This window comes from Acidimangrovimonas pyrenivorans (assembly GCF_042643245.1).
GTDB lineage: Bacteria > Pseudomonadota > Alphaproteobacteria > Rhodobacterales > Rhodobacteraceae > Acidimangrovimonas > Acidimangrovimonas pyrenivorans.
The window spans coordinates 1,043,142-1,057,743 of record NZ_JBHRSK010000004.1; the positions used below are offsets into that span (position 1 = coordinate 1,043,142).

Below are 14,602 nucleotides of genomic sequence, written 5' to 3' on the forward strand. Positions count from 1 at the left end.
CCGGCAACGCGGCCGTGATACCGCGACCGTCGCCCGGCCGGGCTTGCGCCGGCGCGCCGGCCGGGCGACAGTCGCGGCGGCGACAGGAGGCCCGAGATGACGCAAACCGGCACAGAGCTCGACCACGCGGCGCTGCTGCGGCTGACGATCGCGGAATCGCGCAAGGCACGGGAGGCGGGCAGCCATCCCTTCGCCGCGATCCTGGTCGGGCCGGACGGCAGCGTGCTGATGACCCAGCACAACGCCTATCTGCCCGATCACGACATGACCGGCCATGCCGAACGAGTGCTGATGACGCGGGCCTCGACCAGCTTTCCGATGGAGCTGCTGAGGGATTGCACCATCTACAGCTCGGCCGAGCCCTGCGCGATGTGCGCCGGCGCGATCTACTGGTGGGCCGGGCTCAAGCGGGTGGTCTACGGGCTGTCCGAGACGGCGCTGAAGGCGATCACCGGCGACCACCCGGAAAACCCGACGCTCGACCTGCCCTGCCGCGAGGTCTTCGCCGCCGGCCAGCGCACTGTCGAGGTGATCGGGCCGATGCTGGAGGACGAGGCCGCCGCCCCGCATGCCGGGGTCTGGGACTGAGACGCCGCCGGGCGCGTCAACGAGGAAAGGGCAGGACGTGAAAATCTCCGATATGAACTGGCAACAGGTCGAGGATTACCTCAAGGCCGACGACCGGGCGATCCTGCCGCTGGGCTGCACCGAGCAGCATGCCGGGCTGTCGCTGGCCACCGACTCGATCCTGTCCGAGAAGGTCGCGCTCGACGCCGCCGAACCGCTGGGCATCCCGGTCTTCCCGGCCGTGCCCTACGGCCTTACCCCCTATTTCCTGTCCTATCCCGGCTCGGTCTCGCTACGGATCGAGACCTATGTCCGGCTGCTGCGCGACATCCTCGACAGCCTGGCGCGGCAGGGCTTTCGCCGCATCCTGCTGGTCAACGGCCATGGCGGCAACCAGCCCGCCGGCAACCTGGCGGTGGAATGGATGGCCGACAATCCCGGCCACGCGGTCAAGTTCCACAACTGGTGGAACGCGCCCGCCACCCTGGGCAAGGTGCATCAAATCGACCCGGTCGCCTCGCATGCCTCGTGGATGGAGAATTTCGCCTGGACCCGGCTCGACGGCGTCGAGCCGCCGCAGCAGCGCAAGCCGATGATCGACCTCGCCCGGCTGCGGGTGAAGGCCCCCGAGGCCGCCCGCGCCTATCTCGGCGACGGCAATTTCGGCGGCTACTACCAGCGCGACGACGCCGAGATGGAGGCGATCTGGCAGGTCGCGGTCGCGGAAACCCGGGCGCTGCTCGAAGGGGGCTGGGACTGACCCCCGGGCACCGGCGCGCGCCTGCCGCAAGGTCAGGTGATGCGCTCTGGACTGCGGGGCCGGGGCTGCTACCTTGGCCGCGAGGCAACCGGACAGGGCGCCGCTGCACGCCCCGCCCCAATCAGGGAAACGCGTCGATGCAATATATCGAGAACCACACCTTCGACGAAATCCAGGTCGGCGACAGCGCGCATCTGGTCCGCACGCTCAAGCCCGAGGATATCGAGCTCTTCGCGGTGATGTCGGGCGACGTCAACCCGGCCCATGTCGATGCCGAGTTCACCCATTCGGACCTGTTCCACAAGGTCATCGTCCACGGCATGTGGGGCGGCGCGCTGATCTCGGCCCTGCTGGGCACCGAGCTGCCCGGGCCCGGCGCCGTCTACCGCAACCAGAACCTGACCTATCACCACCCGGTCGGCATCGGCGACACCGTCGACGTGCGAGTCACCGTGGTCGCCAAGGACGCCGCCAGCCAGGCGCTGACGCTCGACTGCCTGTGCACCAACGAAGCCGGCGAGACGGTGATCGCCGGCCAGGCCGAGGTGATCGCCCCGGCCGAGAAGCTGCGCCGGCCGCGCGCCGTGCTGCCAGAGATGCACCTGCACGAGCCCGGCGCCCGTTACCGCGAGCTGATCGACGCCACCAGCGACATCGCCCCGGTCTGCACCGCCGTCGTCCATCCCTGCGACGACGTCTCGCTCGAAGGCGCGCTGGAAGCGGCCTCGCAGGGGCTGATCGAGCCGATCCTGGTCGGGCCGCGCGGCAAGATCGAGGCGACGGCGCGCGCCGCCGGGCTGAAGCTCGACGGCATCGCGATCGAGGACGTGCCGCACAGCCACGCCGCCGCCGACCGCGCCGTGGCGCTGGTGCGCGAGGGCAAGGCGGCGGCGCTGATGAAGGGCAAGCTGCATACCGACGAGCTGATGGAGGCGGTGGTGCGCCACGATACCGGGCTGCGGACCGAGCGCCGGATCAGCCATGTCTTCGCGCTCGACGTGCCGCATTACCCCAAGCCGCTCTTCGTCACCGACGCGGCGATCAACATCTTCCCCGACCTTGATACCAAGCGCGACATCGTCCAGAACGCGATCGAGCTGGCCCATGCCCTCGGCATCGCCCGGCCCAAGGTGGCGATCCTGTCGGCGGTCGAGACGGTCTATCCCAAGATCCCCTCGACGCTGGATGCCGCCGCGCTGTGCAAGATGGCCGATCGCGGCCAGATCACCGGCGGCATCCTCGACGGTCCGCTGGCCTTCGACAACGCGGTGTCGAAGGCGGCGGCCGAGACCAAGGGCATCGTCTCCGAGGTCGCCGGCGACGCCGATATCCTGGTCGTGCCCGACCTCGAGGCCGGCAACATGGTCGCCAAGCAGCTGATCCACCTTGCCGGGGCCGAGGCCGCCGGCATCGCGCTGGGGGCACGGGTGCCGATCATGCTGACCAGCCGCGCCGACGGGGTGATGTCGCGGCTGGCCTCCTGCGCCATGGCGCAGCTGCTGACGGCGCACCGGCTGCACCGCGCCGCCCGGCTGGCCGCCAAGGCGGCGGCCGAGGACGCGGCCGAGGCTGCGGCGGCGCAAGGCTAGCGGGCAACGCCGACAGCGGCGGCGGCGGTTACGCCGAGCTCGCCGCCTCCCCGTCCCGCTCCAGCTCGCGGAAGCGGGCGACGACGGTCGCGCGGGCGACACCGATGTGATAGTCCATCGCGGCGCGCACTTCCGCCTCGTCGCCGGTCTCGAGCGCGTCGATGATCAGGTAGTGGTTCTGCGCGATCTGGCCCGGCTCGTCATAGAGCATGCGCTCGATCAGCGCGACGCAGGCGCGGATCTCCGAGGCGATCTGCTCGAACACCGCCAGGAAGCGGCTGTTGCCCGAGGCGGCGCAGATCAGCCGGTGGAACTCGAGATCGACGACGACCTGGTCGAAGAGCTGCTCCTGCGCCGACAGCGCCAGCATTTCCTCGATCTGCCGGCGCAGCTGCGGGATCACCTCATGCTGCGCCCCGGCCCGGACCAGCCGGGCGGCGGCCTCGCGCTCGATGCAGATCCGCAGCTCGTAGAGCGAATCCAGATCCTCGGCCGTCACCGTGCGGACGAAGAAGCCGCGATTGGGCTGCGACACCAGGAGGCCCGTGCTTTCCAATAGCCGCGCCGCCTCGCGCACCGGCGCCCGGCTTACGCCCAGGTCGCGCGCCACCACCGATTCCGCCACCCGGTCGCCGGGCTTGAGCTGGCCGGACACGATGGCGTCGGTCAGCAGCCGGGCGATGCGCTGCGACAGGGCATCGCGCGCCAGCGGCGCAAAATGCGGGGATGCTTTTTTTTCGCTCATGGGGGCAGCATAATTGTCCATCTGTCGTCTGTCGACAATTTTACCTTGACAGAAGCAAGCCCCCCCGTCGAGGCTGGTCCCGGATGGATGATCGCGGGCCGGCCGGCAGCGGCGGCTCCGGATTGCCATTGTCGTGCGATGCGGGTCCGGGGTCGCGACGCCACCGTCACGGGCCGCACCGCGCGGATCGAACTTTGCGGCACAGAAGGGGAATCCTCGGCCGCCCGCAGCATGGCCGGCCCGACGCGGGGCGGCTGCCGAAAGACCCTCCAATCAACAGGGAGCGTGAAAATGGAACTACGCAAAATCCTGGCCACGGCCTTGGTCGCCCTCAGCCTGGGCACCGCGGCACAGGCACAAGAGGCGGGGGGGCGGCTCGACGTCGTCGTCCAGCCCGAGCCGCCCAGCCTGATGCTCGGGCTGGTGACCAACGGCCCGACCCAGCTGGTCGCGGGCGAGATCTACGAAAGCCTGCTGCGCTACGGCACCGACCTCAAGCCGCAGCCGTCGCTGGCCGAGTCCTGGGAAATCTCGAAGGACGGGCTGACCTACACCTTCCACCTGCATCACGGCGTGAAGTGGCATGACGGCAAGCCGTTCACCTCGGCCGACGTGGTGTTCTCGGCCGACAAGTTCCTGCGCAAGACCAACGCCCGGCTGCGGGTCAGCCTGGCCCATGTCGCCTCGATCACCGCGCCGGACGACTACACGGTGGTGTTCAAGCTGAAGGAACCCTTCGGCCCGTTCATCAATGCCTTCGAAGCCTCGACCATGCCGATCGTGCCCAAGCACATCTACGAGGGCACGGATTACGCCACCAACCCGATGAACAACACGCCGATCGGCACCGGCCCGTTCAAGTTCGACAAGTGGGTCAAGGGCTCGTACATCCACCTGGTCAAGAACAAGGACTACTACCTCGAGGGCAAGCCCTATCTCGACGAGATCTATTACCGGGTGATCCCCGACGCCGCCTCGCGCGCGGTGGCGTTCGAGAACGGCGACGTCCAGGTCCTGCCCGGCGGCTCGATCGAGAACTGGGACGTCAAGCGGCTGACCGCGATGAAGGGCGTCTGCTCGACCGGCAAGGGCTGGGAATTCTTCGCCCCGCATGCCTTCGCATGGCTGAACAACCGCGAGGGCTGGACCGCGAAGAAGAAGTTCCGCCAGGCGATCATGTACGCGATGGATCGCGACTTCATGAAGGACGTGATCTGGAACGGCTTCGGCAAGGTCGCCACCGGACCGATCTCCTCGGCCACCAACTTCTATTCCTCGGACGTGCCGAAATACCCGCACGATCCGGCCAAGGCCAAGGAACTGCTGAAGGAAATCGGCTATGACGGCACCCCGGTGCGGATCCTGCCGCTGCCCTATGGCGAGACCTGGCAGCGTTGGGCCGAGGCGATGAAGCAGAACCTCGAGGAAGTCGGCATCAAGGTCGACATGGTGTCCTCGGACGTCGCCGGCTGGAACCAGAAGCTGAGCGACTGGGATTACGACATCGCCTTCACCTATCTCTACCAGTATGGCGATCCGGCACTCGGCGTCTCGCGCAGCTACCTGGCCAAGAACATCGCCAAGGGCAGCCCGTGGAACAATGTCGAGGGCTACAACAACCCCGAGCTCGACAAGAAATGGGCGGCGGCGGCGGTTTCGGCCGACCCGGCCGAGCGCGAGAAGATCTACGCCGAGATCCAGAAGGAGATCGTCGCCGACGTGCCGGTGGCCTGGCTGCTCGAGCTGCAGTTCCCGACCATCTATCGCTGCAACATCAAGAACCCGGTCAGCACCGCGATCGGGCTGAACGACAGCCTGCGCGATACCTGGATCGAGAAGTAACGACGCTTGCCTCACCGTCGCGGCGGCCCGGGACAGGCTCCCGGGCCGCCGCCCCCTGAAATGCCAAGACCGGACGCCCCGCATGTCCCTCGCCCTCATGATCCTCAGCCGGATCGCCAAGGCCGTGATCACCCTGCTGCTGATCGCGGTGCTCAATTTCTTCCTGATCCATGCCGCCCCCGGCGACCCGGCCAAGGTGATGGCCGGCGAGGCCGGCGCGGCGGACCCGCAATTCCTCGAGCAACTGCGCAGCCGCTTCGGCCTCGACCAGCCGCTGCACATCCAGTTCGCCAAATACATGTGGAACGTGCTGCATCTCGATCTCGGCATGTCCTACCGCCAGCAGATCCCGGTCCTGACCCTGATCCTGCAGCGCCTGCCCGCCACCCTGCTGCTGACCCTGACCGCCTTCGGCGTCTCGCTGGTGATGGGCATCGCGCTGGGGCTGGCCGCCGCCGCCCGGGTCGGCAAATGGGGCGACAGCGTGATCACCGGCATGGCGCTCTTGTTCTACGCCACGCCGCTCTACTGGGTGGCGCTGATGGCGGTGCTGCTGTTCTCGGTCCAGCTCGAATGGCTGCCCGCCTTCGGCTATGACAGCGTCGGCGCCGGCTATACCGGCCTTGCCATGGCGCTCGACCGGCTCAAGCACCTGATCCTGCCGGCGCTGACGCTGGGGCTGTTCTTCATGGCGGTCTACCTGCGCATGACCCGCTCCTCGGTGCTCGAGGTCAGCCAGATGGACTTCGTCAAGACCGCCCGCGCCAAGGGCGTGGCCGAGGGCACGATCCGCCGCCGCCACATCCTGCGCAACGCGCTGTTGCCGGTCGTCACCCTGGCCGGGTTGCAGGCCGGGCAGCTGGTCGGCGGCGCGGTGCTGACCGAGACCGTCTTCGCCTGGCCCGGCATCGGCCGGCTGATGTTCGACAGCCTCGCGGCGCGCGACTACAACACCCTGCTCGGCGTCTTCCTCGTTTCCGCGGCGATGGTGATCCTGTTCAACATCATCACCGATATCGTCTATCGCCTGATCGACCCGCGCATCGGAGGCGCCTCGCGATGACCGGTTTCCTCAAGCGTTTCGCCCGCAACCGCGGCGCCCTCGTCGGCCTGCTGATCCTGCTGATCGTGGTCGTCGTCGCCATCTTCGCGCCCATTATCGAGCCGCGCAGCCCGTGGCAGATGGTCCAGCGCCCGTTCCTGCCGCCCTTTACCATGTCCGGCCTGCCGCTGGGCACCGACACGCTGGGCCGCGACGTCGCCTCGGGCCTCGTCCACGGCGCCAGGGTGTCGCTGATCGTCGGCCTGGTCTCGACCCTGGTCGCGCTACTGATCGGCGTGCCGCTGGGTGCCGTCGCCGGCTTCTACGGCGGCTGGATCGACGAGGCGGCGATGCGCGTCACCGAGTTCTTCCAGACCATCCCCAGCTTCGCCCTCGCCATCGTGCTGGTGGCGATCATGGAGCCCAGCCTGACCTCGATCACCCTCGCCATCGCCATCGTCAGCTGGCCGCCCGTCGCCCGCCTGGTGCGTGGCGAGGTGATGGCCCTGCGCCACCGCGAATTCGTCGACGCGGCGCGGCTGGCGGGGCTGTCGAACCGGCGCATCCTGTTCGGCCATATCCTGCCCAACGCGATGTCGCCGATCATCGTCATGGCCTCGCTGATGGTCGCCACCGCGATCCTGCTGGAAAGCTCGCTCTCCTTCCTCGGCCTCGGCGATCCCAACATCATGTCCTGGGGCTACATGATCGGCGCCGCCCGCACCGTGATCCGCTCGGCCTGGTGGCTGAGCTTCATCCCCGGCGTCGCCATCCTGCTGACGGTGCTGGCACTGAACCTGATCGGCGAAGGGCTGAACGACGCGCTGAACCCGCGCCTGGCCAGAAAGGGACGTTGAGATGGCCGTTCTTTCGATCCGCGACCTGACCATCGCCCTGCCCCCCGGCGCCGACCGCGAAGACGCCGTGCGCGACATCAATTTCGACCTCGACGCCGGCGAGATCCTCTGCGTCGTCGGCGAAAGCGGCTCGGGCAAGTCGATGACCGCCAACGCGCTGATGGGGCTGCTGCCGCAGGAGGTGAAGATCCGCTCCGGCCGTGCCGAGTTCGAGGGCCACGACCTGCTCGCCCTGCCCGAGGCCCAGCGCCGGGCGCTGCGCGGCGACCGCATCGGCATGATCTTCCAGGAGCCGATGTCGGCGCTCAACCCGCTGATGCGGATCGGCGACCAGATCGTCGAGGTCTACGAGGCCCATGGCCGCTTTTCCGGGGCCGAGCGCCGGGCCAGGGCGCTGGCCCTGATCAAGGAGGTCGGCCTGCCCGACCCGGAAAAGATCATCCGCGCCTATCCGTTCCAGCTCTCGGGCGGCCAGCGCCAGCGGGCGATGATCGCGATGGCGCTGGCGCTCGACCCGGCGATCCTGATCGCCGACGAGCCGACGACGGCGCTCGACGTCACCACCCAGGCCCAGATCCTCGACCTGATCCGCCGCATCCAGCAAAAGCACGGCACCGCGGTGATGTTCATCACCCACGATTTCGGCGTCGTCGCCGAGATCGCCGACCGGGTGATCGTGATGCGGCAGGGCGAGATCGTCGAGGCCGGCAGCGCCGAGGTGGTGCTGAACGCACCCCAGCATCCCTATACCCGCGACCTGCTGGCGGCGATCCCGTCGAACGCGATCCCCGAACCCGAGCAGGTCGCCGCGAGGCCGGTGCTGGAGGTCCGCGAGCTGCGCAAGACCTACCAGACCGGCGGCGGCTTCCTGCGCCCGGCGCGCGAGGTCAAGGCGATCGACGGCGTCTCCTTCGCGGTCGCCAAGGGCGAGGTGCTGGGCATCGTCGGCGAATCCGGCTCGGGCAAGTCGACGGTCGGCCGCGCCATCGTCCGGCTGGTCGAGCCCGACAGCGGCCAGATCCTGCTCGACGGCCGGGACATGAACACGCTCGACCCCGAGGCGCTGCGCGCCGCCCGGCGCCGGGTCCAGATGGTGTTCCAGGACCCCTATGCCTCGCTCAACCCGCGCAAGAAGATCGCCCAGGCGATCACCGAGGGGCCGATCGCCGCCGGCACGCCCAAGGCCGAGGCCGAGGCCCGCGCCCTGCAGCTGCTGGAAACCGTCGGTCTCGACGCCGGCGCCGCCGACCGCTTCCCGCACGAGTTCTCGGGCGGGCAGCGCCAGCGCATCGGCATCGCCCGGGCGCTGGCGATGGAGCCCGAGCTGATCATCGCCGACGAGGCGGTCTCGGCCCTCGACGTCTCGATCCAGGCCCAGGTGCTGGAACTGCTGCGCGACCTGCGCACGCGGTTCGAGCTGTCGCTGATCTTCATCACCCACGACCTGCGCGTCGCCGCCCAGCTCTGCGACCGGATCGCGGTGATGCGGCACGGAAGGCTGGTCGAGATCGGCCCGGTCGATGCCGTCTTCCGCAATCCGCAGGACGACTACACCCGCAACCTGCTGGCCGCCGTGCCCGGGGCCGACTGGGGCACCGAGCTGGCCGCCCCCGGCTGACGCCCGCCTGTCTTTGGCGTAACAGGAAGCAAAGGCCGCGCGGGCGGCACAACAGGGACGGGCGAGAGATGACGGAGATTTGGGCGCTGACGGCCGAGGAAATGGCGGCCGGGGTGAAATCGGGCGAGATGACAGCGCGCGGGCTGGCCGAGGCGACATTGGCACGGATCGACGCTGCCAACGGGCCCTTGAACGCGGTCGTCGCGCGCTTCGACGACGAGGCGCTGGCGGCGGCCGATGCCGTCGACGCGGCGTGGGCGCGGGGCGAGACGCTGGGCCCGCTGGCCGGGGTGCCGGTGACGGTCAAGGTCAATGTCGACCAGCAGGGCCAGGCCACCACCAACGGGTTGCGCAAGCAGGCCGGGCTGATCGCCGAGGACGACAACCCCGTCGTCGCCAACCTGCGCAAGGCCGGGGCGGTGATCGTCGGACGCACGAACACGCCCGCCTTCTCGCTGCGCTGGTTCACCCGCAACAGCCTGCACGGCCACACCAGGAACCCGCTGAACCCGGCCCTGACCCCCGGCGGCTCGTCGGGCGGGGCCTCGGCCGCGGTGGCGGCCGGGATGGCGCCGATCGGCCACGGCAACGACATCGCCGGCTCGGTCCGCTACCCGGCCTATGCCTGCGGCATCCACGGGCTGCGGCCCTCCTTCGGCCGGGTGCCCGCCTATAACGGCTCGGCCGGCGACCGGCCGATCGGCGGCCAGCTGATGTCGACCCAGGGGCCGCTGGCGCGCTCGATCGGCGATCTGCGGCTGGCGCTGGCCGCGATGGCGGCGCCCGATACCCGCGATCCGTGGTGGATGCCGGTGCCGCTGACCGGGCCCGAAGCGCCGCGCCGCGCCGCGCTCTGCCTCGCGCCCGACGGCATGGCGGTGGCGCCCGAAGTCAAGGCGGCGCTGCGGGCGGCGGCGGACAAGCTGGCCGCGGCCGGCTGGCAGGTCGAGGAAGTCGCCCCGCCGCCGATCCGCGAGGCGCAGGAGCTGCAGCTGCGGCTGTGGCTGGCCGATTTCCGCCGCTCCGCCGGCATGGTGGCGGCCGAGGACGACCCGGACGCCAATTTCGTCTATGCCCAGCTCTGCCGCCTCAGCCCCGAGATCGACCGCGACGCCCTGCTCGACACGCTGCAGGCCCGGGCCCGGCTGGTCCGGCTGTGGCGCGGTTTCTTCGAGCGCACGCCGCTGCTGCTCTGCCCGGTCTCGGGCGAATTGCCCTTCGCCGACCTGCGTGACGTCGCCTCGGAGGCCGATTTCGACGCCATCATCGAGGCCCAGATGACGATGATCGGCCTGCCCTTCATGGGCCTGCCCGGGCTGACCGTCACCACCGGCCGCGCCGAGGGCCCGCTGGGCCCGGCGCCGGTCGGCGTCCAGCTGGTCGCGGCGCAGTTCCGCGAGGACATCCTGCTCGAGGCCGGCGAGCTCCTCGGCCCGACCGTGCCCGCCCTCGCCTGACGCCCCTTGCCTGCACCCCGCCGCCCGGCTAGGCCGGACGGGCCCGCCACTTGATCTGAAAGGACCGCGCGATGAAACCGCTTTCCAATTCGCTCCAGCACATGGACGTCACCACGACGCTGCACCCCTATACCGACGCCCGCGTCCACGAGGAGAAGGGCCCGCTGGTGATCGAGCGCGGCGAGGGCATCCACGTCATCGACTCGACCGGCAAGAAATACATCGAGGCCCTGTCCGGCCTGTGGTCGGTGGCGGTCGGCTTCAGCCAGACCCGGCTGCGCGACGCGGCGGCGGCGCAGATGGAAAAGCTGCCCTACTACCACACCTTCGCCGGCAAGGGGCACGAGCCCTCGATCCGGCTGTCGGAAAAGCTGGTCGAGATGACGCCGGAGAACCTGACCCGGGTGTTCTTCACCTCGTCGGGCTCGGAGGCCAACGACACCGTCGTCAAGATGGTCTGGTACATGAACAACGCCCTCGGCCGGCCCGAGAAGAAGAAGTTCCTGGCCCGCAACAAGGCCTATCACGGCATCACCGTCGCCTCCGGCAGCCTGACCGGCCTGCCCGCCAACCACCGCGATTTCGACCTGCCGGCGATCCCGGTCGTGCACCTGACCTGCCCGCATTTCTACCGCTTCGGCCATGACGGCGAGACCGAGGCCGAGTTCTCGGCCCGGCTGGTCAAGGAGGCCGAGGACACCATCCTGCGCGAGGGCCCGAAAACCATCGCCGCCTTCATCGGCGAGCCGGTGATGGGCGCCGGCGGCGTCATGGTGCCGCCCGCGGGCTACTGGGAAGGCATCGCGGCGCTGTGCAAGAAATACGATATCCTGCTGGTCGCCGACGAGGTCATCAACGGCTTCGGCCGCACCGGCGCGCGCTGGGGCTGCGAGAAGATGGGCTTCACCCCGGACATCCTGGTGACCTCGAAGCAGCTGACCTCGTCCTACATGCCGCTGGCGGCCGTGCTGTTCAGCGAGGCGATCTACGACGCCATCGCCGACAACAGCCACAAGATCGGCACCTTCGGCCATGGCTACACCGCGACGGGCCACCCGGTGGCCACCGCCGTCGGGCTCGAGAACCTCGCCATCATCGAGGAGCAGGGCCTGATCGAGAACGCCGCCAGGATGGGCGAGCAGCTGCAGGCCGGGCTGGCGAAATTCGCCGATCACCCGCTGGTCGGCGAGGTCCGCGGCACCGGGCTGATCGCGGCGATCGAGCTGGTGGCCGACAAGGCGACCAAGCGGCCCTTCGATCCGCTCGGCAAGGTCGGTGCCAAGGCCTTCGAGATCGGCCACGAGGAAGGCATGATCATCCGCAACCTCGGCGACTCGCTGGCGCTGTGCCCGCCGCTGATCGCCACCGCGGCCGATGTCGACGAGATCGTCCGCATCATGGGCGTCATCCTCGACCGCACCGCCGAATGGCTGGCCGGCGACGGCGCCGACGTGGTGCGCTGAGCGGCCCTCGGACCGGACTGACCAACGCCCCTGCCGGATCGGCGGGGGCGTTTTTCGTTGCAGGAGCGGCCCCGAAGACCCGGCATCGCGGTGCCTGCCCCCTGCCCTCAGGCAGCGGGCAGCGGGCGCGCACCCGCCCGGATGGGCGCCACCCGTTCGCGTCCCTCCCCCCGCAATATTGCACTTGTAAACAAGGTCTCCCGCGCCGCTGCCTTCCCCTACGCAAGGGGTTGACGTAGCGGAACCGGCGCGGGCACAAGGGCACGCCGGAAAGCGGCGCCCGCGATCGGGCGCCCACCGGACCGGCACAAGGGACACCGCAAAAGGGAGAGCGGTCATGGACACCAGGGATATCGTTTTCGTCGCATTGTTCGCGGCCATCATGGCCGCCTTGGCCGTCTTTCCGCCGATCACCCTGCCGGTGATCGCCGTGCCGATCACCGCCCAGTCGCTGGGCGTGATGCTGGCCGGCGGCGTCCTCGGCGCCAAGCGCGGCGGGCTGGCGCTGCTGCTGTTCCTCGGCCTCGTCGCCATCGGCCTGCCGCTGCTGGCCGGCGGCCGCGGCGGCTTCGGCGTCTTCCTCGGCCCGACCGGCGGCTACCTGATCGGCTGGTTCGTCGCCGCCTGGGCCATCGGTTTGATGACCGAGATGTTCTGGAACCGGCTCAACTACCTCAACGCCTTCTTCAGCTGCTTCGTCGGCGGCATCGTGCTGCTCTACGGCATCGGCATCCCGTGGAGCGCCTTCGTCGCCAAGATCCCGCTGACCACCGCCTTCATGGGCTCGATGCCCTTCGTGCCGGGCGACATCGTCAAGTGCCTGATCGCGGCGATGGTCATGGTCGCGGTCAAGCGCAGCTACCCGATCATCGAGCCCCGGCAGGAGGCCTGAGCCGCAAGATGACCGACACCACCCGCCCGGTGCTCAGCTTCCGGGGCGTCTCCGTCAGCAAGGGCGGCCGGCCGATCCTGCGCGATGTCGACCTCGACCTGGGCGAGCGCCGGATCGGCATCGTCGGCCGCAACGGCTCGGGCAAGAGCACGCTGGCGCGGCTGTGCAACGGCATCGAGCGGCCGACGCAGGGCACGGTGGCGGTGGACGGCCAGAGCGACCGCAAGGCGTTGCGCCGGGCGGTCGGCTTCGTCTTCCAGAACCCCGACAGCCAGATCGTCTACCCGATCGTCAGCGAGGACCTGGAATTCGGGCTGAAGAATCTCGGCCTGCCCAAGGACGAGATCCGCGCCCGGATCGACGCCATTCTTGCCCGCTTCGGCCTCGAGCCCCTGCGCGACCGCCTCACCCACCAGCTCAGCGGCGGCGAGAAGCAGATGGTGGCGCTGGCCGGGGTGCTGGTGATGCAACCGCGGGTGATCGTGCTCGACGAACCGGCGACGCTGCTCGACCTGTGGAACCGCAACCGGCTGATGACGGTGCTGCGCGAGCTCGACCAGACCGTGATCATGGTCTCGCATCACCTCGACCTGCTCGACGGCTTCGACCGCGTCCTGCATATCGGCGACGGCACCCTCCTCGACGACGGCCCGCCGGAGCGGGTGATCCCGGCCTACGTGGCGCGCGAGACATGCTAGGCGAGGCCTATGTCCCCGGCGCCAGCCCGCTGCACCGGGCACCGCCGCTTTACAAGATCCTCGGCCTGATCGCGGTCTGCACGGCGCTGTTCCTGGTCGAGGGCTGGGGCATGATCGCGGCCGGTGCCGCCGTCGTCGGCGCCGGCTTCGGCCTCGCCGGCCTGCATCCGCGCCATGCCGGACGGGCGCTGCGGCCGCTGTGGTGGATCTTCGCCGTCATCTTCGCGGTCCAGCTCTTGCTGGCCGACCTGTCGCTGGCCGGCTATGTCACCGCGCGCTTCGCCCTGCTGATCCTCGCCGCGACGCTGGTGACGCTGACGACGCGGTCGAGCGATTTCGTCGACGGCATCCTCGCCGCGCTGCGCTACGCCCCGCGCTGGGTGCCCAGGCGCAAGATCGCGCTGGCGATCTCGCTCTGCCTGCGCTTCATTCCGCTGGTCGCCGAGGTGCTGGAAGAGGTCCGCCAGGCCCAGGCCGCGCGCGGACTCGAGCGCAACATCCTCGCCCTGATGGTGCCGCTGCTGGTGCGGACGCTGAAAAGCGCCGACGAGACCGCGCAGGCGATCTATGCCCGCTCGGGCGGCGAGGCCGACTAGCCGGGCCGCCTAGCCGGGTCGCCGCACGATCAGGTCGATCTCGACCAGCGCGTCATAGGCCAGGCCGGTGACGCCGACGCAGGTCCGGGCCGGCAGCCGATCCGCGGCGAAATAGCTGCGGTAGACGGCGTTCATCGACTCGAAATCGCGTTTGAACTCGGTCAGGTAAACCCTTGCCATGACGACATCTTCCAGCCCCAGCCCGAGGCCCTTTAGGACCACGGAAAGGTTGTTCATCACGTTGCGGGTCTGGGCCTCGATGCCCTCGGGCAGGACGCCCTGCGCCGCCGGCGTGTCGGGCATCTGACCGGTGACGAAGACGAAACCGTCGGTCTCGACGGCATGGCTGAAAGGCGCGACCGGCTTGGGACCGGCTGCGATCATGTGAAACTCGATGGCTCCGTCCTCCTGCTGCCCGGCGACCCCGGGTCTGCACAGGCTAGAGGCATCGGCACGCCCCGGCAACGCCGGCCGCG

At 69.3% G+C, this 14,602-nt stretch carries 14 protein-coding genes; 12 read left to right on the forward strand and 2 right to left on the reverse strand.

Features of this window, described 5'->3' with window-relative positions; genetic code table 11:
- Positions 1 to 96: 96 nt before the first annotated feature.
- The 3 genes from ACFOES_RS07945 to ACFOES_RS07955 all read left to right on the forward strand — a co-directional run bounded on the left by ACFOES_RS07945 (position 97) and on the right by ACFOES_RS07955 (position 2,916).
- A complete protein-coding gene (locus ACFOES_RS07945) occupies positions 97 to 588 on the forward strand; it encodes a nucleoside deaminase (protein WP_377832669.1) in 492 nt (163 codons plus the stop codon).
- Between the two features lie 37 nt (positions 589 to 625).
- Positions 626 to 1,327 (forward strand): creatininase family protein, encoded by a 702-nt coding sequence (locus ACFOES_RS07950; protein WP_377832670.1) that lies wholly within the window; start codon positions 626 to 628, stop codon positions 1,325 to 1,327.
- 137 nt (positions 1,328 to 1,464) lie between these two features.
- Positions 1,465 to 2,916 carry a bifunctional enoyl-CoA hydratase/phosphate acetyltransferase gene (locus ACFOES_RS07955; protein ID WP_377832671.1) on the forward strand — a complete coding sequence of 484 codons (1,452 nt, stop codon included), beginning with the start codon at positions 1,465 to 1,467 and terminating at the stop codon, positions 2,914 to 2,916.
- A 28-nt stretch (positions 2,917 to 2,944) separates the two neighbouring features.
- Here the strand turns inward: ACFOES_RS07955 and ACFOES_RS07960 are convergent, their stop codons facing one another.
- Positions 2,945 to 3,661: a GntR family transcriptional regulator gene (locus tag ACFOES_RS07960; RefSeq protein WP_377832672.1), complete on the reverse strand. Its 717-nt coding sequence runs from the start codon at positions 3,659 to 3,661 to the stop codon at positions 2,945 to 2,947.
- Positions 3,662 to 3,952: 291 nt separating this feature from the next.
- On the opposite strand from ACFOES_RS07960, the gene ACFOES_RS07965 reads away from it, so the two are divergent.
- From ACFOES_RS07965 to ACFOES_RS08005, 9 genes are all read left to right on the forward strand, one after another.
- A complete protein-coding gene (locus ACFOES_RS07965) occupies positions 3,953 to 5,503 on the forward strand; it encodes an ABC transporter substrate-binding protein (RefSeq protein ID WP_377832673.1) in 1,551 nt (516 codons plus the stop codon).
- 82 nt (positions 5,504 to 5,585) lie between these two features.
- Complete coding sequence (locus ACFOES_RS07970) at positions 5,586 to 6,566, forward strand: ABC transporter permease (RefSeq protein WP_377832674.1); 981 nt, start codon at positions 5,586 to 5,588, stop codon at positions 6,564 to 6,566.
- The gene (locus ACFOES_RS07975) at positions 6,563 to 7,402 is read left to right on the forward strand and encodes an ABC transporter permease (RefSeq protein ID WP_377832676.1); all 840 of its coding nucleotides are present in this window, start codon (positions 6,563 to 6,565) and stop codon (positions 7,400 to 7,402) included. The genes ACFOES_RS07970 and ACFOES_RS07975 overlap by 4 nt, the downstream gene beginning before the upstream one ends.
- A gap of 1 nt (position 7,403) precedes the next feature.
- Positions 7,404 to 9,020: an ABC transporter ATP-binding protein gene (locus ACFOES_RS07980; RefSeq protein WP_377832678.1), complete on the forward strand. Its 1,617-nt coding sequence runs from the start codon at positions 7,404 to 7,406 to the stop codon at positions 9,018 to 9,020.
- Between the two features lie 68 nt (positions 9,021 to 9,088).
- Positions 9,089 to 10,477 (forward strand): amidase, encoded by a 1,389-nt coding sequence (locus ACFOES_RS07985; protein ID WP_377832679.1) that lies wholly within the window; start codon positions 9,089 to 9,091, stop codon positions 10,475 to 10,477.
- Positions 10,478 to 10,548: 71 nt separating this feature from the next.
- Positions 10,549 to 11,940: an aspartate aminotransferase family protein gene (locus ACFOES_RS07990; protein ID WP_377832680.1), complete on the forward strand. Its 1,392-nt coding sequence runs from the start codon at positions 10,549 to 10,551 to the stop codon at positions 11,938 to 11,940.
- Between the two features lie 337 nt (positions 11,941 to 12,277).
- Positions 12,278 to 12,832, forward strand: coding sequence for a biotin transporter BioY (locus ACFOES_RS07995; RefSeq protein ID WP_377832681.1), 555 nt, complete (start codon positions 12,278 to 12,280; stop codon positions 12,830 to 12,832).
- Between the two features lie 8 nt (positions 12,833 to 12,840).
- On the forward strand, positions 12,841 to 13,530 hold the full coding sequence (locus tag ACFOES_RS08000; RefSeq protein WP_377832682.1) for an energy-coupling factor ABC transporter ATP-binding protein: 690 nt from the start codon (positions 12,841 to 12,843) through the stop codon (positions 13,528 to 13,530).
- Positions 13,524 to 14,126, forward strand: a complete 603-nt coding sequence (locus ACFOES_RS08005) for an energy-coupling factor transporter transmembrane component T family protein (RefSeq protein WP_377832683.1) — start codon at positions 13,524 to 13,526, stop codon at positions 14,124 to 14,126. The genes ACFOES_RS08000 and ACFOES_RS08005 overlap by 7 nt, the downstream gene beginning before the upstream one ends.
- A 9-nt stretch (positions 14,127 to 14,135) precedes the next feature.
- On the opposite strand, the gene ACFOES_RS08010 is transcribed toward ACFOES_RS08005, so the two are convergent.
- Positions 14,136 to 14,510 (reverse strand): RidA family protein, encoded by a 375-nt coding sequence (locus ACFOES_RS08010; RefSeq protein WP_377832684.1) that lies wholly within the window; start codon positions 14,508 to 14,510, stop codon positions 14,136 to 14,138.
- Between the last annotated feature and the right edge of the window lie 92 nt (positions 14,511 to 14,602).